Source organism: Arthrobacter sp. Y81, assembly GCF_002929335.1.
Lineage (GTDB): Bacteria > Actinomycetota > Actinomycetes > Actinomycetales > Micrococcaceae > Arthrobacter.
Genome location: NZ_PJIL01000001.1, coordinates 444125 through 466175, shown reverse-complemented (window position 1 = coordinate 466175; position 22051 = coordinate 444125). Strand labels below are relative to the sequence as shown.

The following is a 22051-nucleotide window of genomic DNA, read 5'->3' as shown; positions in this document are numbered from 1 at the left end:
CATTCGTGTTCATGTCAGCCTCGTATCAGCTTTCCCGGAGAAGGCGGACTGCTTCCCCGATTGGCCCGTCTGCAACCTTCTTGCCCTGCCGCAGCACAACGCCCCTGTCACAGACCTTGCTCACCATGTCCAGGTCGTGGCTGACCACGACGAGAGTGCAGCCCGACTCCCGGAGTTCCTGGATGCGCGCCAGGCACTTCTTCTGGAAGGGCTCGTCGCCCACCGAGAGGATTTCGTCGATCAGGAAGACATCCGGGTTCGTGTGCACAGCGACCGAAAAGGCCAGGCGCAGGAACATACCGGATGAGTAGAACTTGACCTCGGTGTCGATGAACTTTCCGATTTCGGAGAACTCGACGATTTCGTCAAAACGCGCTTCTGTTTCCTTCTCGGTCATTCCAAGAAGCACGCCGTTAAGGAACACGTTCTCGCGGCCTGTCAGGTCGGGGTGGAAACCGGCGCCCACCTCAATGAGGCCGGCGACCTTGCCACGGGTCCTGATGCTTCCGCTGTCCGTACTCATAACACCGGAAATGAGTTTGAGCAGGGTCGATTTTCCCGACCCGTTGAAGCCGAGCAGCGCAACCGACTCCCCGACGCCAACAGAAACGTCCACACCATCCAGCGCCATAAACGTCGAGGAAAGATCCCCGCGTCGTCCCTTGAACAGCCACACAACCGTCTCCTTGAGGGACCGTGTGTGCCGAAGGTTAAAGCGTTTCGATACCTTTTCAACAATGATTGCTTCTGCAGCCATCACAACTCCTGCGCAAATCTGCCCTCAAGGCGTCGGAATACGGTCTGGCCAATTGCGAGGAGCGCCAAGGAAATCAGCAACCCGACCGGCAACCACAGCGAAATGAGGTTCTCCGGCATTCTGGCGCCTTCGGCGGCATTCCGCACGGCGCCCGTCGGTGCCCAGAATGCAAAGTGGAACAGTTCGACGGCAATAGTCATCGGGTTGAGTTGGTAGAAGAAGTAGAACGTCTCTCCCAGCGCGTCCCGGACCAGGTACCAGGCGTAAAGAACAGGCGAAAGCCAGGTGGCCATCATGAGCATCAGGTCAACGATATTTTCGGAGTCCCGGAACATCACGTTTGCGGCAGCAAATAGCAGGCCGAGTCCAAGGGACAGCATGGCCACAATGATGAACGCACCAACGGCACCAAGGATCTGCACGATGCTCGGAGTCCAGCCAAAGAAAAAGCATGCCGTGAGGAGGATCAGGAACTGCGGCAGGAAGTGGACCATGGCCACCCAGACGGACGCCACCGGAAAGAGCTCACGGGGGAGGAAGATTTTCTTGACCAGGGCCCCATTCGCGACAATGGACCGCGTTGCGTTGCTGAAGGCTTCCGAAAAGAAGTTCACCAGGATGATGCCCGAGAACATGTAGATGACGAAGTTGGGCTGCTTGTTCAGGCCCAGGAACACTCCGAGGGCGAAATAGAAAACGATGAACTGCACGCCCGGCTTTACGTAGCTCCAGAGCAGGCCCAGCACCGAGCCGCGGTAGCGGACCTTGAGTTCCTTCCGCACAATAAGCCGGAGCAGTTCGCGGCGCCGGAACACGTCGAGGAGGCCGCCGCCCTTGTCGGGAGCAGCCAGTAGCTCAGCGCTCATGCGTCTACCCCTCCGCTTTCAAGGGTTGTTCCACTCTCGAAGTGCGGACGGATTTGGTTGTCAAACATGGTCAGGGCTGAGCCGATTGCCATGTGCATATCGAGGTACTTGTACGTTCCAAGCCGGCCGCCGAACAGCACATCCCTCTCGGCAGCCGCGAGGTCGCGGTACTTGAGCAGGCGTTCGCGATCGGCCGCGGTGTTGATCGGGTAGTAAGGCTCGTCGCCCTTCTCCGCCGCCCGCGAGAACTCCCGCATGATGATGGTCTGCTCACTCTGGTAGTCGCGTTCCGGGTGGAAGTGGCGCGGTTCGATGATGCGCGTGAAGGGGACATCGTCGTCGTTGTAGTTCACGACCGACGTTCCCTGGAAATCGCCGACGTCGAGAACTTCCTCTTCGAAGTCAATGGTCCGCCAGGACAGATCGCCTTCCGAGAAGTCGAAGTACCGGTCCACCGGCCCCGTGTAGATCACCGGGATGTTGCCGACGACCTTGTTCTTGCTGTATTCGTGCGACTCATCGAAGAAGTCGGTGTTGAGCCGGACTTCGATGTTCGGGTTCTCCGCCATCTTCTCGATCCACGCGGTGTAGCCGTTGGTCGGCAGCCCCTCGTACTTGTCGTTGAAGTAGCGGTTGTCGTAGTTGTAGCGCACCGGCAGCCGGGAAATGATTCCTGCGGGCAGGTCCTTGGGATCCGTCTGCCACTGCTTGCCGGTGTAGTGCTTGATGAACGCCTCGTACAGCGGCCGGCCGATGAGCTGGATGCCCTTGTCGTTCAGGTTCTGGGGATCAGTGCCCGCGAGCTCGCCGGCCTGCTCCTGGATGAGGGCCTGGGCCTGCCCCGGAGTCAGGTTGGCACGGAAGAACTGGTTGATCGTGGCGAGGTTGATCGGCAGGGAGTACACCTCGCCCTTGTGGACGCCGTAGACCTTGTGCACGTAGTTGGTGAACGTCGTGAATCGGTTGACATACTCCCACACGCGCTCGTTGGACGTGTGGAACAGGTGGGCGCCGTATCGGTGCACCTCGATGCCGGTCTGCTCTTCCTTTTCGCTGTAGGCATTGCCGCCGATATGGTGGCGGCGGTCGAGGACAACGACCTTCAAGCCCAGCTCAGTGGCGGCCTGTTCTGCGATTGTCAGGCCGAAAAAGCCCGACCCTACGATGACGAGGTCAGCGGTCACAAAATCTCCTGATTCGAATGCGGGCAGCCCAATGTTGTGCATTGGCTGCTGCTCTAGCCTACCCGAGGCTGTACGGCCACCAGTGAATCGCCGGCACGGGCCGGGCTTGTCCACATAGTCGGATGAGGGCGATGACCGGGGGCAGCGCCCGCCGGTAGCTTGGGCAGAAACCGTCTCCTTCCCAAGGGAAAGCCCCCGATGACGCTCCACTGCACGCTGGTCCGCGGACCCGATGCCGGCCGCCCTGGCCCACCACTCGAACTCACCATTGAGGCCGGGCATGGCGCCGACGGCCACCTCGTGCAGCAAGCTCTTGCGGAGCAGTACGGCGCAGGGGAACTGACCGTACGGGGACTGCCTTTAGCCGGCCTGGCTGTCGGAGTTCCTCCGCTTGTTACCGGGGCGGTCATAGTGGACGGTGCGGGAGGCCACCCGGCGGACACCGGCAACGCAACGGATGCTGGCCTGCTGATCGCCGTCCACAGCGGACCTGCGGCCGGGACTGTACTGCCCCTGCGGCGCGGCACCTACCGGATCGGCCGGAGCGGAACTGAAATCGCCCTTCCGGATGCCGCCCTCTCCCGTGAGCATGCCCGGCTGGACGTGACGGACACCGCCATCACCATCACGGACCTTGGCAGCGCCAATGGAACCATCGTGGACGGGAAGAGAGTCAGCCACTCCGCGGTTTCGGCAAATTCGCTGATCAGCTGTGGAAATTCAACGCTATCCATCACCTTTGGCCCCACGCCGGCAGGACTGCTCGCCGAGTGCGAAGCTGCCGGGTCCAGCGTCATGGAGCCTTTGAGAGTCCCGCACAGGGCCGAAGGCGGCAACCGGGGCATTCTATTCCTCACCGCGGCACTGCCGCTGCTCATCGGCATGGGCCTCGCTGTGATCACCGGAATGTGGATGTTCCTCGCCTTCACGGCGGTTTCTGCCGTTTCCGTGCTCGTTCCCATACTGGCGGGCCGCCGCCAGCGATGCCGCCTGAAGGCGTCGGTGGCTGCCGCCGTTGAAGAAGACAAGGAACGACGACGCCGGTCCGCACCGTCCGCCGCTGCGCTAGTCCTCAGGGGGCAAGCGGAACCCGCGGTCGGGACCGGAGGAACAGTGGCACCGGACGATCTTGGGTTGCGCCTGGGACTCGCGGATCAGCAGGCCAACGTCAGCCTGGATCCCGCCGACCCGGATTTCGACGCACCGGCAGCCGGCCGCATGCCGGTCATCCTGCACCTTCCAGATCGGACTTTTGTCCGTGGGCCCCGGCAGGACGTCGCCGGCCTGATCAGGTTCATGGTTATGCAGCTCACAAGCTACCGGAATGCGGCACGGACGCGCATCCTGCTGCAGGGTCGGCCCGAGTCCCTGCCTTTGACCTCCCGGTATCTCACGCCGGTGTCGCTTTCGTCGAACGCCCGGAAGACATCGGACCTGCTGGAGCGCGGCATCGACCGGAGCCGGGAACGGGGCGTGCTGATACTGATCGATGACGTCGATGGCGCGCCCGGAATTTCCGGCATGTCTGCCACCGCGATCAACCGCGGCTGGCACGTTCTTGACTGCACCCGGGATGTCTCCGCGGAGGCGGGCACAGTCATCGAACTTGGCGGAAACATGGCCCGGCTCTGTGGCGGGGACTCCACGCATGACTTCGTACCTGACCTTGTTCCGGAGCGGGTGTTCGACCGGTACTGCCGGGATATGGCACCGGCCCTTGAGCGCAGCCCGGCTACGCCATCAGTGGTGCCGCTGAATTGTTCACTGGCCGATGTCCTGCCTGCGTCGGCAGCGGACACGTCGGTCCGTTGGCTTGGCGGGCGCGGGGCGCCCGGACTGGCCGTGCCCATCGGAAAGTCGGCACAAGGACCCCGCATGCTCGACCTTGAGTCGGACGGTCCGCATCTGCTGGTGGCGGGAACCACCGGTTCCGGAAAATCCGAACTCCTCCGGAGCCTGGCGGCCGGGCTGGCTCTGAGCTTCCCGCCGGATGTGGTCAACCTTCTCTTTTTTGATTTCAAGGGCGGTTCGGGACTGGGACCGCTGACGGGCCTGCCTCATTGTGTGGGTATGCTCACGGACCTCACCCGGGATGAACTGGACCGTTCGCTGATTTCCCTGCGCGCCGAAATCCGGCGCCGGGAGGAATTGCTTTCCGCCGTCCAGGCTCCGGACCTGGCGGGCTACCGGGCGGCAGGTGCCGCCGCCGGTCCGCTCCCCCACCTGGTTCTGATCATCGACGAGTTTCGCATGCTCGTCGAAGACGCCCCCGAAGCGCTGACGGAACTAATGCGGATCGCAGCCATCGGACGATCGCTGGGCACACACCTCATCATGGCCACGCAGCGGCCCCAGGGCGCCCTCACGGCGGACATCCGTGCGAACGTCACCACCAGCATTGCGCTGCGCGTCCAGTCTGAGATGGAATCGTTCGACATCATCAACTCCAGGGTCGCCGCAGGAATCGACGTGGCCACTCCCGGGCGCGCCTATCTCGCCCGCGGCTCCGAGGATCCGGTCGAGTTCCAGACGGCGTCGCTGGCCGGTGCCGCAGCTGACGCGACCGCGTCCGGCGTCAGGGTGTGCCTCGCCGCCGAGGCACTGAGGAAAGCCCCGGAAGGACCTGGCGGGCAACCGAACCCCGACCTGCAGCCTTCGCCGGCGCAGGCCGCAGCCCCCCTGATTGAATCCCTCGTAGAGCTTTGGAACGGCATGGGAGGAACTCCGCCGCACCGCCCTGTGGCCGGCCCGCTGCCCCGGGCGGTCTCCCGCCCCGGAACGCCTGCAGATGACCGGACAGCGGTTCACCCGACATCCGAACCCTTGGTCGTGAGTACGGAAGGCGACCCGTCACCCTGCCTCTGGTCCGTCCAGCTCGGCTTGGCGGACGAGCCGCAGCGGCAGCGCATCTCCCGGCTGACGTGGCAGCCATCAGGCCATGGCCATCTTGCCCTGGTCGGCGGACCGGGCAGCGGGGCGGACGACGCAGTGGGCCTTGCCCTGCAGCAGCTGATCGAACACGTCGAGGAATCGCACCTTTATATACTCGACGCCGGCAATTCGTTCAGCGCGTCACGGGCAGAGCCCCGGGTGGGCGCGGTGGCTGGACTGCATGAACTGCGCCGGGCTGTTCGCATCCTGGAACGTATTGCCCTCGAAATGTCCCTGCGGCTCAGCCGGCGGGCAGAAGCACAGGCGACACCGCTCGTCCTGGTCCTGGCCGGCTGGGGTTCGTGGGTCTCCGCGTTCCGGGCCGGCCCCCTGGCCTGGGCTGAAGACCTGGTCCAGGACATCGTCCGGGACGGCACCAGGGCAGGTGTCACGGTCCTCATTTCCGGGGACCGGGACGTTGTGACCGCCCGCTACTTCGCCGCCGTCCCCAACCGGGCTTTCTTCCCCAATGGCTCCACCGAGGAGAGCCGCCTGGCGTGGCCACGGATCCCTGACGTTCCCCGGATCCGCGGACGGGCGGTGGTGTTCGGCCCGCTCACGGGGAGCCCGGGGTCGGTGGCCCAGTTTTATGCACCGGCCGCAGGGACGGCGGCGAAGACAGCGACAGTAAAGGAACCTGCCGCCCGGCCCTTCAGGGTTGAAGCCCTGCCCACGCGCCTGAGCGTGTCCGATGTCCAGGAACGCACCGCACGCCTGGCAGCGTCACCGTTGTCCGCAGGTGCCGCCACCGGAAGCGCAACCAAACACCGCACAATTGTCATCGGCATCGGCGGTGACGAACTCCTTCCGGCAACTGTCCGGCTTCCGTCCGGATGTGTCCTGCCCGTTCTGGGCGGTCCGGCCTCCGGCAAAAGCTCACTCCTTGCAGCCATCCCCCAGCTAAACCCGCACGTCCCAGGGTGGCTCTTCCCCGGTACTGACGATGCCGCCGACAACTACTGGGCAAGCCTCAGGCTGAGCGCTGATGCCGGCGCATTGAGCAGGGACGCGGTCCTTCTGGTGGATGATGCGGACATGCTGACTCCGGAGGCCACCCGGCATCTGATGGACCTGCACAGCCTGGGGTGGACAGTACTGCTCACCGCCGGGTTCAGCCCGACGCTCGTTCAGCGGGTACCGCTGGCTGCACACGCCCGCGGGCACGGCAACGGAATCCTGATCGCGCCCCGGAACATCATGGACGGCGATTTCTTCGGTGTTCGTTTCGAAGTGGACCCCAACCCGCCGCCCGGGAGGGCGGTCCTCATTTCCGAGGGTCGGGCCACCCCCGTACATCTGGCGGCGGGATCCAGCCCCGGCGTCACAGGGCGGGGGGCGCCCCACCGGCACGCGAGGCGAAGCTGATCACGCTCTTGCGGAACAGCAGCACCACCGCGACGGCGGCCGGAATCAGCATGGCAAGCCCCGCCACAATGTAACCGCCCGTGAGAGTCGGAAATCCGATCGTCAGCACAAACAACTGGGCCACCAGCGCCCCCGCCCGCGGCCAGCGGAATCCACGGAAAAGGAAATAGGCAACGGCAAAAAGCCAGGCAGAAAAGGAAAGGAGGAGCGCCAACGTAAACACGGCACCCCAAAATGAAAGTACCGGCGCCCCGGTGGTCAGTTGCACGGCGTACCAGCCCGCGGCCACAAGGAGGGCCGCCGCTTCAGCGGCGACAATCAGGCTCAGCGCGCTGACTTCCCGCGGCCGGGAGGCCGGAACTCCCCGGGAAACGGAGTGCGGGGAAGCATCCGAACCGTCTGCGGGGCCTGCCCCGCTGGGCTCAGAACTGAAGTCGGAGGGGTTCTCTGGGGGTCTTGACACACTGGCACCATACCGGACATAGTCGACTAGCGGGGAGGGCGCCGGCGACCTATGTGACGTATCGCTCACGCTTAAGAGGCACTTCTTAGACGATTACCCCTTGTTTACACAGCGTTAACATGACACGCTTAATTCAGATGACCAAGGGGACCCGGCAGGGTCCCTTTCTTATGTAGCCTCTAGTGAATATTTTCACAAGTGGCTTTCAACGAGTTCCCAGGAATGGAGTGACTGATCAGCATGGATTGGCGTAACCGCGCAGCGTGCCTCGACAAGGACCCGGAGCTGTTCTTCCCAGTAGGAAACACCGGGCCAGCTCTCCTGCAGATCGAGGAAGCCAAAAGTGTGTGCCGCCGTTGTCCGGTGGTGGACACCTGCCTTCAGTGGGCCCTCGAATCGGGACAGGACGCCGGTGTTTGGGGCGGGATGAGCGAAGACGAGCGCCGCGCACTCAAGCGCCGTGCTGCACGCGCACGTCGCGCCTCCTGACCGGACAGACACTGCATTGGCCTAATTTAGGCAAATAGGAAAGCGGCCGCGGACTTTACAGTCCGCGGCCGCTTTCCTGTTTAAGACCCTGCTACCGCTTTTGCAGGCTCAGGACGATCTGCACGGCGGTTCCGCCGCCCTCGCGGGGCTTCCACTGGATGCTGCCGCCGAGTTCACTGGTCACAAGCGTCCGGACGATCTGTAGTCCCAGGCCCTCCACATGGGGCGTTTCCGGCAGCCCGACTCCATCGTCTGCCACAGTCACAGTCAGGAGCTCGTCCCCGTCATCGCCTTCGGAACGGTCGGCCAGAAGCCAGACAGTTCCGGTCCTCCCCTCCAGACCGTGCTCGACGGCGTTCGTCACAAGTTCGTTGATCACCAGAGCAAGCGGGGTGGCGAAATCGCTGGGCAGCTCTCCGAAGAGCCCGGACCTGGCCGTCTTGACCTGCTGAGAGGGCGAAGCGACTTCGGCAGAGAGACGGAACTGGCGGCCGATCAGTTCATCAAAGTCAACGCTTTGCGTCAGTCCCTGGGACAGGGTCTCGTGGACGAGGGCAATCGTGGCGACTCTCCGCATGGCCTGCTCGAGGCCCTGTTTGGCCTCATCGCTGACCATCCGGCGCGACTGCATCCTCAGCAGGGCAGCCACCGTCTGGAGGTTGTTCTTCACCCGGTGATGGATCTCCCGGATGGTGGCGTCCTTGGTCACCAGTTCCATTTCGCGGCGCCGCAGCTCGGAGACGTCACGGCAGAGCACCAGGGCCCCGAACCGCTGCTGTTCGTCGCGCAGCGGGATGGCCCGAAGGGAAAGGCTGACCCCACGGGATTCGATTTCGCTGCGCCACGGCATCCGGCCTGTCACCACAAGCGGGAGCGTTTCGTCCACCATGCGACGGTCCCGCAGCAGTCCCGCTGTGACTTCGGCAAGCGACCTGCCTTCGAGGGACTCCCCATCACCCAGGCGCCGGAATGCGGAGACGCCGTTCGGACTGGCGTACTGCACGATGCCGTCTGCATCCAGCCGGATGAGGCCGTCACCCACACGTGGAGCGCCGCGGCGGGATCCGGTGGGCGACGCAAAGTCGGGCCAGAGGCCGAGCGTTCCCATCCGGAGCAGATCGTAGGCACACTGGCGGTAGGTCAGTTCGAGCCTGGAAGGCATCCGTGAACTGGACAGATCCATGTGGGTGGTCACAACGGCCAGGGTCCGGCCGTTCCTGACCATGGGCACAGCTTCGACCCTGAGGGCCATGTCGCTGCTCCAGTTGGTTTCGCTGGAGCGCTCAATCGTGCGGCTACCCCAGGCCTTGTCCACCAGCGGCTGCAGGTCCGACCTGATCCCCTCCCCCACGAAGTCGGCGTGGAACACCGTGTGCGTGGTGGAGGGGCGGACGTGGGCCAGCGCCACGTACCCGAACTCAGGATGCGGAAACCACAATGCCAGGTCAGCGAAGGCAAGGTCGGCGACCATCTGCCAGTCGCCAACCAGGAGGTGCAGCCACTCGGCATCCCCCGGCCCAAAATCAGCGTGTTCCCTGATGGGGTCCGTAAAGATTGCCACTACACCTCCAGATTCGACGCTTGGGACGGGTCCCTAGCGTCGGACGATTGACCTCAAGAGCCTCAATGCTACCGACAGTGACGCCATATCGTCCGCTTCGAGCGAGTTGACCTCGTCAAACATGCTCCTGGCACGGCCGAGCTGTTCGGCATTCAGGCCTTCCCAGTCCAGTACGCGGTCCGCCGCGGGGGTCCCGGACGGCGTCGAGTCAAGGACCGACGTCGTGATGTCCGAAATGGTGGAGTAGAGGTCATCACGCAGGGCAGCGCGGGCCAGCGCCTGCCAGCGGTCCCGCCTCGGGAGCTTCGTGATCCGCTCCAGGAGGGAATCCGCGTGGAAGCGGTCGAACACCGAGTAGTAGACGTGCGCGATGTTTTCCACCGGCTCCGCGCTGACATGGGCGATCTTGGCGATGTCCAGCAGCACAAAGCTTTCGAACAGTTCGGCCCAGCGGTGGGCAAGGTCCTCCGGAAGTTCCCAGCTACGGGCCTTTTCGAGCCACGAAGCCACGCGGGCACGGTCCTCTCCGCGCAGGTAGTCGAGGAGGCGGGCACGCATCGGATCCATCAGCGGCTTGAATTCGCCCACGATCTCGGAGATCGGCCGGGAACCGCTGCCTTGGCTGAGCACCCACCGGACAGCACGGTCCAGGAGCCGCCGGATGTCCAGGTGGACGGTGCTCCAGTGCTCCGTCGGGAAGGACGCGGGCAGTTCGTTGAGCTCGCCCACCATGACGTCAAGCTCGTAGATTTCGCGGAGCGCAACGAAGGCCTTGGCCACCGCGGCTTCGTTGGCTGAGGTCTCTTCAATGGTGCGGAACGCAAACGTGATGCCGCCCAGGTTGATCATGTCGTTCGCCACGACGGTAGCGATGATCTCGCGCCGCAGCGGATGGGTGTCCAGTTCGGCGTCGAACCTCTCCCGAAGCTGTTTGGGGAAGTAGGACCGGAGGGTTTGCCTGAACCACGGATCGTCGGCGAGGTCGCTCTCACGCAGCGCCGTCGCAAGTTCGATCTTCGCGTAGGCCGCCAGCACGGAGAGCTCCGGCGAAGTTAGCCCCTGTCCCTGTTCCAGGCGTTCCCGGAGCGTCGCCGTTGTTGGCAGGGCTTCGAGTTTGCGCTTGAGGTCTGCGGATTTCTCCAGCCAGTCCATGAGCCGCTCGTAGCTGGGGCTCCACTCCGCAACACGGATGCGGTCGTTGAGGAGGAGGATGTTCTGGTCGATGTTGTCTTCGAGCACAAGCCGCCCGACTTCATCCGTCATGGATGCCAGGAAGTCCGCCCGCTCGGCGGACTCGAGCTTGCCGGCTGCGACCATCCGGTCAACAAAGATCTTGATGTTGACTTCATGGTCCGAGCAGTCGACGCCGGCTGAATTGTCGATGGCATCCGTGTTCAGGATGACTCCCTGGAGTGCGGCCTCGATGCGGCCGCGCTGGGTCATACCGAGGTTTCCGCCTTCTCCGACAACCTTGACGCGAAGGTCGCGGCCGTCAACGCGGATCGCATCGTTGGCCTTGTCCCCTACCTCCGCATGCGTTTCGGTGCTTGCCTTGACGTAGGTTCCGATACCGCCGTTGTACAGCAGGTCCGCGGGCGCCAGCAGAATCGCGCGAAGGAGCTCCGGCGGACTCAGCTCCGAGGTGCCGTCCGGCAGTCCCAGGGCCGCCCTGACCTGGTCGGAAACAGGAATGGACTTTGCCTGCCGCACGAAGACGCCGCCGCCTTCGCTGATAAGGGACTTGTCGTAGTCGTCCCAGGAGGACCGGGGCAGGTTGAAGAGCCGCTGCCGCTCGGCGTAGGACACGGCCTCGTCGGGATTCGGATCCAGGAAGATGTGGCGGTGGTCAAACGCCGCGAGCAGCCGGATGTGCTTGGAAAGCAGCATGCCGTTGCCAAAGACATCGCCGGACATGTCGCCGACGCCCACCACGGTGAACGGCTCCGACTGCGTGTCGAGATCCAGTTCGCTGAAGTGGCGCTTGACCGATTCCCACGCACCCCGGGCGGTGATCCCCATGGCCTTGTGGTCGTAGCCCACCGAGCCGCCGGAGGCGAAGGCGTCCCCCAGCCAGAATCCGTATTCGTCCGATAGGCCGTTTGCGATGTCCGAGAACGTTGCCGTTCCCTTATCGGCAGCGACGACGAGGTAAGAGTCGTTGTCGTCGTGGCGGACGACGTCGGCCGGCGGAACCACGGCTTCCCCGTCGGGAGTTGTGATCAGGTTGTCCGTCAGGTCCAGCAGACCGCGGATGAACGTCTTGTAGCTCTCAACGCCCTCCGCCATCCAGGCCGCCCGGTCGGCGGCGGGGTCAGGGAGTTGCTTGGCGAAGAATCCGCCCTTGGCGCCGGTGGGCACAATGACGGCGTTCTTGACTGTCTGTGCCTTAACAAGGCCCAGGATTTCGGTCCGGAAGTCCTCACGCCGGTCGGACCAGCGCAGCCCGCCTCGGGCCACCTTGCCGAAGCGCAGGTGCACGCCCTCCACACGGGGCGAGTAGACCCAAATTTCAAACATCGGGCGCGGGAACGGCAGACCGTCGATGGCGGCCGGATTCAGTTTGAAGCTCAGGTACGGCTTTTGCTGATAGAAGTTGGTCCGCAACGTGGCCTCGATGAGGTTCGCGAAGGTCCGGAGCACACGGTCAGCGTCCAGGGTGGCGACCTGTTCGATGGCGGCAGCCAACTCTGCACGGACCGATGCCTGGCGCTCGGTCCGGACATCGTCCCCGAGGGCGGGGTCAAAGCGGGCCGCGAACAGGGCACTGAGCGCACGTGTCACGTCGGGGTTGGCCAGCAGCGTGTCCGCAATGAAGCCAAACGAATTCGTGTTGCCCATCTGGCGCATGTATTTGGCATAGGCGCGCAGGACCACGATCTGGCTCCAGTGCATGCCCTCGCGCAGGACCAGACGGTCAAAGCTGTCAGACTCGACGGCACCGGAAACGGCGGCGCCAAAGGCTTCCGCAAGCAGCTGGCCCGTTGCCAGCGGGGCCACACCGGCGGGGTACTTCAGGCCCAGGTCGTAGAGGAAGAAGTCCCGCTTGTCCGACGTCTCGATTTCGAACGGCCGTTCATCGAGCACTTCAAGGCCAAGGTTATGGAAGTACGGCAGGATCTGGCTGAGGCTCTTGGGCTCCAGCATGTAGAGCTTGACACGGGCGTCCTCTTCAAGGGTGGCTCCGGCCCCTTCGGGAAGGTAGACGTGGACGCCGGGCCGCTCCGGCCGGCCCTTTTCGGCCAGCTCGGCAGCTGATCCGTACTTCTCGAAGCGGGCAATGTCCGTCAGGGCGTCTTCCACCTCGTAGTCCACGCGGTAGCTGGCCGGAAAAGCTTCGGCCCAGGCCGAAGCAAGGCCCTTGTTGTCATCTTCCGGACCGCTGGCCCGCAGGACTTCCGCGATGCCCTCGCTCCATGATCGCGCAGCCCGGACAAGCCGTTTCTCCAGCTCTTCGGCGTTGACGTCGCTGACGTCGGCGTCCTTGGGCAGCCGGATCCGGAAGAACAGCCTGGCCAGCGCGGATTCGGTCATCCTGGCTTCGTAGTCGATGGAGACGGCGTGGAAGGTCTCGCGCAGTTCCTGCTCGATGCGGAGGCGAACGTTTGTTGTGTACCGGTCACGGGGAAGGTAGACGAGTGCGGACATGAACCGGCCGTAGATATCAGGCCTCAGGAACAGCCGGGTGCGACGCCGTTCCTGCAGCCGCTGGATTCCGGTTGCCGTCGCTGCGAGGTCGGAAACCTCGATCTGGAACAGCTCATCGCGGGGGTAGGTCTCAAGGATGCCCAACAGGTCTTTGCCGGAGTGGGAGTGCGGCGGGAATCCAGCCTTGCGCAGGACGGCTTCAACCTTCTCGCGAACGATCGGGATGTTCCGGACGGAGCCGGCGTAGGCGCTGGTGGCGAACAGGCCGATGAACCGCTGCTCGCCATTGACGTTTCCGGCGGCGTCGAAGCTCTTGACCCCGATGTAGTCGAGGTAGGCCGGGCGGTGGACGGTGGAGCGGGAGTTGGCTTTGGTAATGACCAAAGCGCGCTTTTCACGTGCCTTCTTGCGGCCGGCAACGGTGAGGTGCTGGACGTGGTGTCCGTCCGCACCGCTGCGCAGCAGGCCGAGGCCGCTTTCCTCACGGAGTTCCAGGACATCTTCCCCGGACTCGTTCACCAGGTCGTATTCGCGGTATCCAAGGAAGGTGAAGTTGCCTTCGTCGAGCCAGCGGAGCAGGTCCTGGGCCTGGCGCAACTCCTCGATCTGTGCAGGATTGGCTACGTTGTCCAGGTCTTTGGCGATCTGCAGCGCCTTGTTACGCATCTTCGGCCAGTCTTCGACTGCTGCCCGTACGTCCCCAAGCACGCGTTCAATGCCTTCGATCAGCCGTCCATGCAGTTCCTCGCTGGCAAGGTCGATCTCGACAGCGATCCAGGACTCCATGTGGGAGGCGTTGTCGCCCTGGGCTATCAGGTGTGACAGGCTCGGCATGGCGGCGGTATCGCCGCTGGAAATGCCGATGCTGGACGGGACCCGGTCCACCTTGGTCAGTTGAGCGCTTTCCCGGTTGCGGGTCACAACAAACAACGGGTGGAGGACAAGGTGGATTGCAGAGTTCTGGCGAACGAGCTCAGCGTTGACTGAGTCCACCAGGAAGGGCATATCGTCCGTGACGATGTACACGACGCTTCGGTCGGCTTCGTCCACGATTCTGATGTTGGCCGTGCCCGGAACGCGGACAGCGGCCACTTCGCGGTGGGTTTCAGCGCGGGCGGCCAGGAGGTCAGGCGAATAGGCCCGGCCGTCCTCCTCCGCAAGGTGCTCGTAGTAGTCTCCGAGGTACCCTTCACGGGCTCCGAGTAAAACGGACTGATCCTCCACGCTGGACCCAGACGACATCGACAAACGCCTCCATCAAAAGTTCATAGCTGCCTCTTTGCAGCCCTTATGGCGAGCCTAGCCCTTTAGGCGACGCTTCGCTGTGGAAGTAAAGACAGAGGATCGGCGTTTTCGCTGGACAGGTGCACAAACCAATTCCGCGATTGCCAGACGTAGTCCTGATTGGGGTGCAGCCTCAAGCAGGAGGCACCCGGACAAAAGTGCCGAGTCGCTTGCTGCGCTGTCCGATGGCAGGAACGCGGCGATTGCCGCCGCCGGCCCGTACCTTTCCCAGGCGTCCCTGAGCTGGCGTTCCGGTGACCTCCCGGCGGCCGAGGCTCGGACCTTATTCAGGACTACCCGGGGAACCGCCTGCGGGACCGCGGCCTCAAGCTCGGAAAGGCCGCGGACGAGCCGCGGCACCCCGATGGAGTCAGCCGCCCCGACGGCATAGACGGTATCTGCCAGTTCGAGGCTCCGGAGGGTGGCGGCGTTCCTGCGCGGCGCCATGGTGTCAAAACTGAGTTCCTCGTCTGCCTCAAGGCAGAATCCGGTGTCCACAACGACGTAGTCCGCAATTTCCCGGGCTTTCTCAAACACGACACCAAGGGCAGACGCGCGCAGTTCCGTCCAGCGGTCCGCGCGCGTGATGCCGGTCAGGATCCGGAGCGTCCCGGATTTCAGGGCGACAGGCGTGGCAACCCTTAGCAGCGCGTCGGCATCCAGTTGCCCCAGGTCAGCCAGCCTGCAGGCCTGCGCCAGCCCCGCGGACTCGTCCAGGAGTCCCAGCATGCCCGCCACACTCGCCCCATAGCTGTCAGCGTCGATCAGGAAGACTGAATTGCCCGCTGCAGCCAACTCGCCTGCCATGTTCGCCGCCACGAGCGTCCGGCCGGGCGACCCTGCCGGACCCCAGACGGCAATAAGCTGGCCGGCGCCGGACGGCTCTGCTGAAACGTCGCTTTCCGCACCGGGCTGAGTCCGGATGGCCGCCCCTGTGTCCGCAAATCCGCTGTCACCCGCCTGAAATGGCCTGGGACGGGACCACTGGTCCACCGCGCCGGAGATCCTTCCGGCCAGCGCCGCTGAGTCCACTCCCGCCGGCGCTGCCGTGACGCCGATCGCCGTCAGCCTCGCGGTTTCCGATGCGCTGTCCGTCAGGGCAACGATCACGACGCCGACCGCGGCGAGCCGGTCCACCAGCGAAGCAGTCAGTTCGTCGCTGCCTTCTGCGACGACGGCCGCCCGGGCGAGGCCGCTTTGGCAGGCGGCCAGCAACTCCGTCAGTTCCGAGCACCTCCTGACGACAGTGACCGGTCCGTGCAGTCGTTCCAGGCCGCCCACCAGGTCTTCTCGTGACTGTCCGACCGTGACCACCGGGATGCTCATGGAGTCCCACCGCCAGGGTTCCAGACGACGGAAATCTTGGCTTTGTTCGCCTGGGCGCCCAGCAGCTTCGGCATCTGCTCATCAGTGACGAGCACCAGCACTACTGTGGACCGGGAAGATCCGAGCGTGGTTGTTCCCGGCGTGACTTCAGCAATTTCTGCGCCGGGAAGGAGCAGCTTCGGCTCGCTGAATCCGTTGCGGGCATCAGGCAGGGCGACCCAGGCGTCCACGCGCGAACCGGCGGCGGCCTGCTCCGGCAGGGCTTCGTCTATGGTGATCGCAACCGGCTTGCGGTTCAGAGCGTCGGGCTTGCCCAGGCTTGCCCGTGGCACCAGCTGGTCCGGGCCAATGCGCTGCACGGCGACCATGCCCTCGGGCAGTCCTGCTTCAGCGGTGATGTAGTGCGATTCCACGTCGCCAAGCCTGACCTTCACCCGGTTGACGTTCTCAGCCGTTAGCTTCTCCCCAACTGCTATCGGCCCTTTCGCCGCGTACACCTCAGTGGTTTGGTCGGCGGCACCTACCAGGGACACAACACCCGCCACTGAGGCCAGGACCAGCAGGAATCCGAGCAGAAGCCGGGGATCCTTCCAGGACGGCTTCTTCAGCCGGACCCCTGCGGCTGTTGTGCTTGCACTCATCCGTGTTGCTCCCCCCATCGGTGCTGACCGGACTGCTTCATGCGCCGGACTCCCTCATTGTTACGGCAAAACAGCCGGATCGAAAGTCATAGGATCAAACAACGCCAAACTGTGGATAACCGCACCACTTGACGCCACTGGTGGCAAAATAGAAGCATGCCCCGATTCCTAACCCTCGCAGACGTAGCCGAACAGCTGCAGATCAATTCCCCGGCAGCCTATGCGTTGGTCCGCAGCGGCGAACTCAAGGCCATCCAGGTGGGCGGACGCGGGCAGTGGCGAGTGGAGGAAAAGATGCTGGAGCAGTACATCGAAGAGCGTTATGCGGAGGCGGACCGCATGATCCAGCAAGCGAAGTCCAAGTCCTCCTGAGACCTAAGTACGCCTGAGGCACGGACGCAGGCGCGCGCATCCCGCCCTGCCGCCAATTCGGCCTGCAGCCCGGCAACTGGGGTGTGCGTTCAGAGCTCCGCGCCGCGCAAGGACCGCAACGCACCGAGCGAGGCAAATGGAACCGTGGCCAATTGGCTGACGTTGGCCGCGCGGCGGGCCTCCCCTGGCCGGGTTACAGCCAGGTCGAAATAGTCCCGCCCCACGCGGTCGATGACACCGCTGAGTCCGGCCACGCCCTCCGCACCGCCGATCAGGAAAACTGACAGACCAGTTCTGTCGCGCGCCAGACCACGAAGTGCGCTGGCCAGGCCCAGTTTTCGCCGGACAGAGGATGGCTCCGCGACAGCGAGCCTCCCCAGGCCCTGGTACCGCGAGACCGCAGCGTACGGAATCAGCACCTGGTGATACGGATCGCTGAGCACCAGGCTCTCTGCGCCCACGTGGCTCAGCGTTCCGTCGAACACTGACCCGGACGCCAGATGGACACCAACCCTGAGCCCGAAGGATCCGCGCAACCTGTCGGCCAGTTCCACACCTGCCACGTCCGCCCGCGACCGCTCAGCAATTTCCGCTTCGACCTCCAGCCGGTCAACTGATGCCAGCTGCGCCTCCATGTCATCAAACAGGGCATCCCAACGCATGCCGCAAATCTAGGCCCGCTCGGGGCCGGGGTCAATTCAATGCCGGACCCGGGACGAAAAAAACAAATCACTGGACAAAAACCGGCGAGTGAGTTCAAACTCTACTTAGATACATCAAACAACATCAAACTGCATCAAAAAGCTTCGAGGAGTAGGATCATGGAGGGTTCGCAGCGCAGACCACTCGGCTCGGACGCGGCATTGGCAGCAGCGATTCTTCTTCTGGGTACTCTCCTGGCGGGGACCGGCGTGTCGCTGATGGAGCGGTGGCAGCGGTCAGCGGAAAGGGGCCAGTCGCTGGCCTTTGAAGACCTGCTGGGAATTGCCGTCAACACGATGGGACTCATCATCGTGGCCTGGTGGTTCTTGTCGATGCTGATCGCTCTTGCCTCCGCCGCGCTCGAGCGCACCGGCAACGGCCGGGCCGCGGCAATCACCGGCAAATTCAGCCCGGCTTTCATGCGCCGGCTCGCCCTCGCCGCAGTCGGTTTGCAGCTGCTGGGCGCACCGCTTGCCCATGGCGCCACGGACCCCGGGGTGCCGCCGCCGAGTCCAACATCCGGCGCGGCTATTGCTGCGGTATGGGCGCCAACGGAAAAGGCAGCTGGAGGAGCCAGTGCGTTTCCGCCAGAGCCGGCCGCACTCACCACCGCAGTGGTTGGCGGGGTAGGCGGTGCAGCATCCATTTCCGTTTTGCCGGCAACCTCAGCGTCCGGTGACAGCCTGGATCCGCGGTGGAAACCAAGCGCTCCCGTCGTGGATCCAGGTCCGCTCGCGGCTCAACCCGTGAGGTCCGCCCGGCAGCAACCAGCCTCGGAAGCCGGCTCCGTCACAGTCGTGGCCGGGGACTCGCTGTGGAGTATCGCAGCCAGGGGTCTGGGTGGCTCCCCCGCTTCTGACGTAGACGTCGCCCTGGAATGGCCACGTTGGTATCAGGCCAACAGGGCCGTCGTGGGAGACAATCCCGATGTTCTTCTCCCGGGCCAGGTTCTCCGGCCACCGTCCAGCTCCTAATCCGCGGCCGACTTCGAGCAGTCTTCAGATATCCGTCATCAATCAGAGGAAACGTCATGAGCGCATTGCATTTGGTCCCCTCATCTCCTGCGACGGGCCGGTCCGTTCCGGGAGTCCCGCCGGTCCGCAGGCTGGCGGCGGTCCCTGAACCGGTCAGCATCCCGCCTGCGGGTCCGCGCCCTGCTGGCGCTCCTCCTGCGCCGGGCCCGGCCGGCCCGGCTCGATCGGCCGGCAACCTGCGGACCCTCAAGGCTGTGGGTGAGAGCAGGGAGGTTTGCGCGATCGCCCGCGGTACCGTGCAGGCCGCCATCGAAGTATTGGCCGGAACGCGTCCGATCCAGCAGCTCTCGCGGCGCCTGGACCAACGCTGCCTGGCCTCGCTGCAGCACCGGGCCGCGCTTACCCGCCGGCTCGCGTCCGGGTCCTCACCGACGGCAGGCCGCCTGCACCGTAATCCGGCTGTCCGGTCGGTCCGCGCCTGCGAAGTCGCGGACGGAATCTACGAGGCAAGCGCCGTCGTGGTGGACGAACTGAGGGTCCGCGCGGTGGCAGTGAGACTTGAGCGCAGCAACCAGGTATGGCGGGTAACGGCGCTGGAAATCGGCTGACTCATCAGCTTTGAGCCGACTCGCGCCGCCCTCCGCCAATCCAAACTGTCCGGACAAGAGTGGATACAGGTAAGGGCCGGAACAATTGTTCCGGCCCTTACCTGTATCTCAGCTGGCTGCGGTTTCGGCAGTCATCAGTTCCTAGCGCTTCTTCTTTTTCGGCGCCTGTTTCCGGGCACCGTCCTGGGCCGCAGCCTTCGCCGGATTTCCCGAACGGCCCGAGGGCCTACCCTCGATACGGGTCTGGCTGGCGCCGTCTTCGCCCGGTGCGGTGTACTGCAGCTGGGCGGGCTTTTCCGGGGCTTCCAGGCCTGCTGCGCGGATCTGCGGCTCGTGGTGCTCCGTGTGTTCCCCGACGGTGTCGGCAACCACGACGTCCTCCGCGGGAGTCACCTCGACCTCCAGGTTGAACAGGAAGCCGACGCTTTCCTCCCTGATGGCCTCCATCATGGCTTGGAACATGATGAATCCCTCGCGCTGGTATTCAACGAGCGGGTCGCGCTGGGCCATGGCACGGAGGCCGATGCCTTCCTTGAGGTAGTCCATCTCGTAGAGATGTTCCTGCCACTTCCGGCCGATCACGGACAGCACTACGCGGCGTTCCAGTTCGCGCATGCTCTCGGATCCGATGGCCTCTTCCCTGGCCTGGTAGACCAGGCGTGCATCGGAAAGGATCTCTTCCTTCAGGAAGTCCACGGTGATGCGGGACTTGCCGCCAGCTTCGTCAATGACGTCGTGGGACGTGATGCTGACGGGGTACAGCGTCTTGAGGTTGGTCCACAGCTGGTTGAAGTCCCAGTCGTCCCCGGTGCCTTCGGCAGTGGCTTCGTCGATGAGGGCGGTGATCGTGTCCTCAAGGAAGAACTGCACCTTCTCGTGCAGGTCATCGCCCTCGAGGATGCGGCGGCGGTCCCCGTAGATGGCTTCACGCTGGCGGTTCAGGACGTCGTCGTACTTCAGGACGTTCTTGCGCTGTTCCGCGTTGCGGCCTTCGACCTGGCCCTGTGCCGATGCAATGGCACGGGACACCAGCTTCGATTCCAGGGCGACATCGTCCGGCACCGAACTGTTCATAAGCCGCTCGGCTGCGCCCGAATTGAACAAACGCATCAGGTCATCCGTCAGGGACAGGTAGAACCGGGACTCGCCGGGGTCGCCCTGGCGTCCGGAGCGGCCGCGGAGCTGGTTGTCGATGCGGCGCGACTCGTGGCGTTCGGTGCCCAGGACGTAGAGCCCGCCGAGGTCCAGAACTTCCTCGTGCTCATCCTTGACGGCCTGTTTGGCTGCTTCGAGCGCCGCAGGCCAGGCGGCCTCGTACTCGTCCGAGTTTTCTTCCGGATCCAGGCCCTTGGCGGCCAGTTCGGCGACTGCGGTGAATTCGGCGTTTCCGCCCAGCATGATGTCGGTACCGCGACCGGCCATGTTCGTGGCGACGGTCACGGCGCCCTTGCGGCCGGCCTGCGCGACGATCGCGGCTTCACGGGCGTGGTTCTTCGCGTTCAGGACCTCGTGCCGGATGCCTTCCTTGGCCAGCAGCCGGGAAAGGTATTCGCTCTTCTCCACGCTGGTGGTTCCCACCAGCACCGGCTGGCCTTTTTCGTGGCGCTCGGCGATGTCCTTGACGACTGCGTCAAACTTGACCGCCTCGTTCTTGTACACCAGGTCCGACTGGTCGAGGCGCTGCATGTCCCGGTTGGTGGGGATGGCCACCACTCCGAGCTTGTAGGTGCCCATGAACTCCGCGGCTTCGGTCTCGGCGGTGCCGGTCATGCCCGAAAGCTTGTCGTACATGCGGAAGTAGTTCTGCAGCGTGACGGTCGCCAAGGTCTGGTTTTCCGCCTTGATCTCGACGGCTTCCTTGGCCTCGATTGCCTGGTGCATTCCCTCGTTGTAACGCCGTCCGGCCAGGATGCGGCCGGTGTGCTCATCGACGATCAGGACCTCGCCGTCGAGGATAACGTAGTCCTTGTCCCGCTTGAAGAGTTCCTTGGCCTTGATGGCGTTGTTCAGGAAGCCGATCAGCGGCGTGTTGGCCGACTCGTAGAGGTTGTGGATGCCGAGGTAGTCCTCGACCTTTTCGATGCCCGCTTCGAGGACACCTACGGTGCGCTTCTTCTCGTCGACCTCGTAGTCGGTGTCGGCCTTGAGCCGCTGGACCACCTTGGCGAATTCGCTGTACCAGCGGTTCGTGTCGCCCTGGGCAGGACCGGAAATGATGAGCGGGGTACGGGCCTCGTCGATGAGGATGGAGTCGACTTCGTCAACGATGGCGAAGTGGTGGCCGCGCTGGACCAGTTCTGACTTGTCCCAGGCCATGTTGTCGCGCAGGTAGTCAAAGCCGAATTCGTTGTTGGTGCCGTAGGTGATGTCCGCGGCGTACTGCTCGCGGCGCACGGCGGGGTCCTGGTTGGAGAGGATGCAGCCGCTGCTCAGGCCGAGGAACCGGTAAACGCGGCCCATAAGGTCGGACTGGTATTCGGCGAGGTAGTCGTTCACCGTGATGACGTGGACACCCTTGCCGGCGAGGGCATTGAGGTAGGCCGGAGCGGTGGCCACCAGGGTCTTGCCTTCACCGGTCTTCATTTCGGCGATGTTGCCCAGGTGCAGGGCGGCGCCGCCCATCATCTGGACGTCGAAGTGGCGCATTCCCAGCGTTCGTGACGAGGCTTCGCGCACCGCAGCGAAAGCCTCCGGCAGGAGATCATCCAGCTTCTCGCCGTCCTGGTGGCGTTCCCGGAGCCGGTCGGTTTCTTCACGCAGTTCGGCGTCCGTGAAGGTCTTGAGGGAGCTCTCCAGGGCATTGATGGAATCGGCGTAATTCCTCAATTGCCTTAGGGTTTTTTTGTCACCCGTACGGAGAAGTTTTTCGATTAGTGATGCCAC

Annotated in this window: 15 protein-coding genes; 5 read left to right on the top strand and 10 right to left on the bottom strand. The window is 64.0% G+C overall.

Annotated elements, in window-relative coordinates; genetic code table 11:
- Positions 1-25 precede the first annotated feature (25 nt).
- The 3 genes from CXQ91_RS02170 to glf are packed head-to-tail and all read right to left on the bottom strand — an operon-like array spanning position 26 to position 2807.
- Positions 26-757, bottom strand: a complete 732-nt coding sequence (locus CXQ91_RS02170) for an ABC transporter ATP-binding protein (protein WP_104172266.1) — start codon at positions 755-757, stop codon at positions 26-28.
- A complete protein-coding gene (locus CXQ91_RS02165; RefSeq protein ID WP_104172265.1) occupies positions 757-1623 on the bottom strand; it encodes an ABC transporter permease in 867 nt (288 codons plus the stop codon). Before CXQ91_RS02165 ends, CXQ91_RS02170 begins: the two co-directional genes overlap by 1 nt.
- Positions 1620-2807 (bottom strand): UDP-galactopyranose mutase, encoded by a 1188-nt coding sequence (gene glf, locus CXQ91_RS02160; RefSeq protein WP_104172264.1) that lies wholly within the window; start codon positions 2805-2807, stop codon positions 1620-1622. The genes CXQ91_RS02165 and glf overlap by 4 nt, the downstream gene beginning before the upstream one ends.
- A gap of 198 nt (positions 2808-3005) precedes the next feature.
- On the opposite strand from glf, the gene CXQ91_RS02155 reads away from it, so the two are divergent.
- Positions 3006-7103 carry an FtsK/SpoIIIE domain-containing protein gene (locus tag CXQ91_RS02155; protein ID WP_104172263.1) on the top strand — a complete coding sequence of 1366 codons (4098 nt, stop codon included), beginning with the start codon at positions 3006-3008 and terminating at the stop codon, positions 7101-7103.
- On the opposite strand, the gene CXQ91_RS02150 is transcribed toward CXQ91_RS02155, so the two are convergent.
- Complete coding sequence (locus CXQ91_RS02150) at positions 7060-7566, bottom strand: hypothetical protein (RefSeq protein ID WP_104172262.1); 507 nt, start codon at positions 7564-7566, stop codon at positions 7060-7062. The two genes, CXQ91_RS02155 and CXQ91_RS02150, sit on opposite strands and share 44 nt — an antisense overlap.
- 240 nt (positions 7567-7806) lie before the next feature.
- Between CXQ91_RS02150 and CXQ91_RS02145 the strand changes: the two genes are divergently transcribed.
- Complete coding sequence (locus tag CXQ91_RS02145; RefSeq protein WP_003804966.1) at positions 7807-8055, top strand: WhiB family transcriptional regulator; 249 nt, start codon at positions 7807-7809, stop codon at positions 8053-8055.
- 91 nt (positions 8056-8146) lie between these two features.
- Here the strand turns inward: CXQ91_RS02145 and CXQ91_RS02140 are convergent, their stop codons facing one another.
- From CXQ91_RS02140 to CXQ91_RS02125, 4 genes are read right to left on the bottom strand one after another with little or no spacing between them, the layout of a single operon-like run.
- Complete coding sequence (locus tag CXQ91_RS02140) at positions 8147-9616, bottom strand: sensor histidine kinase (protein ID WP_104172261.1); 1470 nt, start codon at positions 9614-9616, stop codon at positions 8147-8149.
- Positions 9617-9649: 33 nt separating this feature from the next.
- Positions 9650-14503: an NAD-glutamate dehydrogenase gene (locus tag CXQ91_RS02135; RefSeq protein WP_104172260.1), complete on the bottom strand. Its 4854-nt coding sequence runs from the start codon at positions 14501-14503 to the stop codon at positions 9650-9652.
- A 57-nt stretch (positions 14504-14560) separates the two neighbouring features.
- Positions 14561-15871, bottom strand: a complete 1311-nt coding sequence (locus CXQ91_RS02130; RefSeq protein ID WP_104172259.1) for a tyrosine-protein kinase family protein — start codon at positions 15869-15871, stop codon at positions 14561-14563.
- A complete protein-coding gene (locus CXQ91_RS02125; RefSeq protein WP_104172258.1) occupies positions 15868-16512 on the bottom strand; it encodes an SAF domain-containing protein in 645 nt (214 codons plus the stop codon). Before CXQ91_RS02125 ends, CXQ91_RS02130 begins: the two co-directional genes overlap by 4 nt.
- Positions 16513-16668: 156 nt before the next feature.
- Between CXQ91_RS02125 and CXQ91_RS02120 the strand changes: the two genes are divergently transcribed.
- Positions 16669-16884 (top strand): helix-turn-helix domain-containing protein, encoded by a 216-nt coding sequence (locus CXQ91_RS02120; protein ID WP_104172257.1) that lies wholly within the window; start codon positions 16669-16671, stop codon positions 16882-16884.
- Positions 16885-16973: 89 nt separating this feature from the next.
- On the opposite strand, the gene CXQ91_RS02115 is transcribed toward CXQ91_RS02120, so the two are convergent.
- Positions 16974-17546 (bottom strand): hypothetical protein, encoded by a 573-nt coding sequence (locus CXQ91_RS02115; RefSeq protein ID WP_104172256.1) that lies wholly within the window; start codon positions 17544-17546, stop codon positions 16974-16976.
- Positions 17547-17705: 159 nt separating this feature from the next.
- On the opposite strand from CXQ91_RS02115, the gene CXQ91_RS02110 reads away from it, so the two are divergent.
- Both CXQ91_RS02110 and CXQ91_RS25185 read left to right on the top strand, forming a co-directional pair.
- Positions 17706-18560, top strand: coding sequence for a LysM peptidoglycan-binding domain-containing protein (locus CXQ91_RS02110; RefSeq protein ID WP_104172255.1), 855 nt, complete (start codon positions 17706-17708; stop codon positions 18558-18560).
- Positions 18561-18814: 254 nt separating this feature from the next.
- Positions 18815-19168, top strand: coding sequence for an Rv3235 family protein (locus CXQ91_RS25185; RefSeq protein ID WP_104172254.1), 354 nt, complete (start codon positions 18815-18817; stop codon positions 19166-19168).
- A 141-nt stretch (positions 19169-19309) separates the two neighbouring features.
- Here CXQ91_RS25185 and secA read toward each other — a convergent pair whose 3' ends face one another.
- Positions 19310-22051: a preprotein translocase subunit SecA gene (gene secA, locus CXQ91_RS02100; protein ID WP_104172253.1), complete on the bottom strand. Its 2742-nt coding sequence runs from the start codon at positions 22049-22051 to the stop codon at positions 19310-19312.

What these genes read in the sequence shown, in the direction of transcription:
- CXQ91_RS02165 (WP_104172265.1), bottom strand. Translation starts at nt 1,623, where the DNA reads ATGAGCGCTGAGCTACTGGCTGCTCCCGACAAGGGCGGCGGCCTCCTC.
- CXQ91_RS02130 (WP_104172259.1), bottom strand. Translation starts at nt 15,871, where the DNA reads ATGAGCATCCCGGTGGTCACGGTCGGACAGTCACGAGAAGACCTGGTG.
- CXQ91_RS02135 (WP_104172260.1), bottom strand. Translation starts at nt 14,503, where the DNA reads ATGTCGTCTGGGTCCAGCGTGGAGGATCAGTCCGTTTTACTCGGAGCC.
- CXQ91_RS02170 (WP_104172266.1), bottom strand. Translation starts at nt 757, where the DNA reads ATGGCTGCAGAAGCAATCATTGTTGAAAAGGTATCGAAACGCTTTAAC.
- CXQ91_RS02110 (WP_104172255.1), top strand. Translation starts at nt 17,706, where the DNA reads ATGGAGGGTTCGCAGCGCAGACCACTCGGCTCGGACGCGGCATTGGCA.
- CXQ91_RS02115 (WP_104172256.1), bottom strand. Translation starts at nt 17,546, where the DNA reads ATGCGTTGGGATGCCCTGTTTGATGACATGGAGGCGCAGCTGGCATCA.
- CXQ91_RS02145 (WP_003804966.1), top strand. Translation starts at nt 7,807, where the DNA reads ATGGATTGGCGTAACCGCGCAGCGTGCCTCGACAAGGACCCGGAGCTG.
- CXQ91_RS02120 (WP_104172257.1), top strand. Translation starts at nt 16,669, where the DNA reads ATGCCCCGATTCCTAACCCTCGCAGACGTAGCCGAACAGCTGCAGATC.
- CXQ91_RS02155 (WP_104172263.1), top strand. Translation starts at nt 3,006, where the DNA reads ATGACGCTCCACTGCACGCTGGTCCGCGGACCCGATGCCGGCCGCCCT.
- CXQ91_RS02125 (WP_104172258.1), bottom strand. Translation starts at nt 16,512, where the DNA reads ATGAGTGCAAGCACAACAGCCGCAGGGGTCCGGCTGAAGAAGCCGTCC.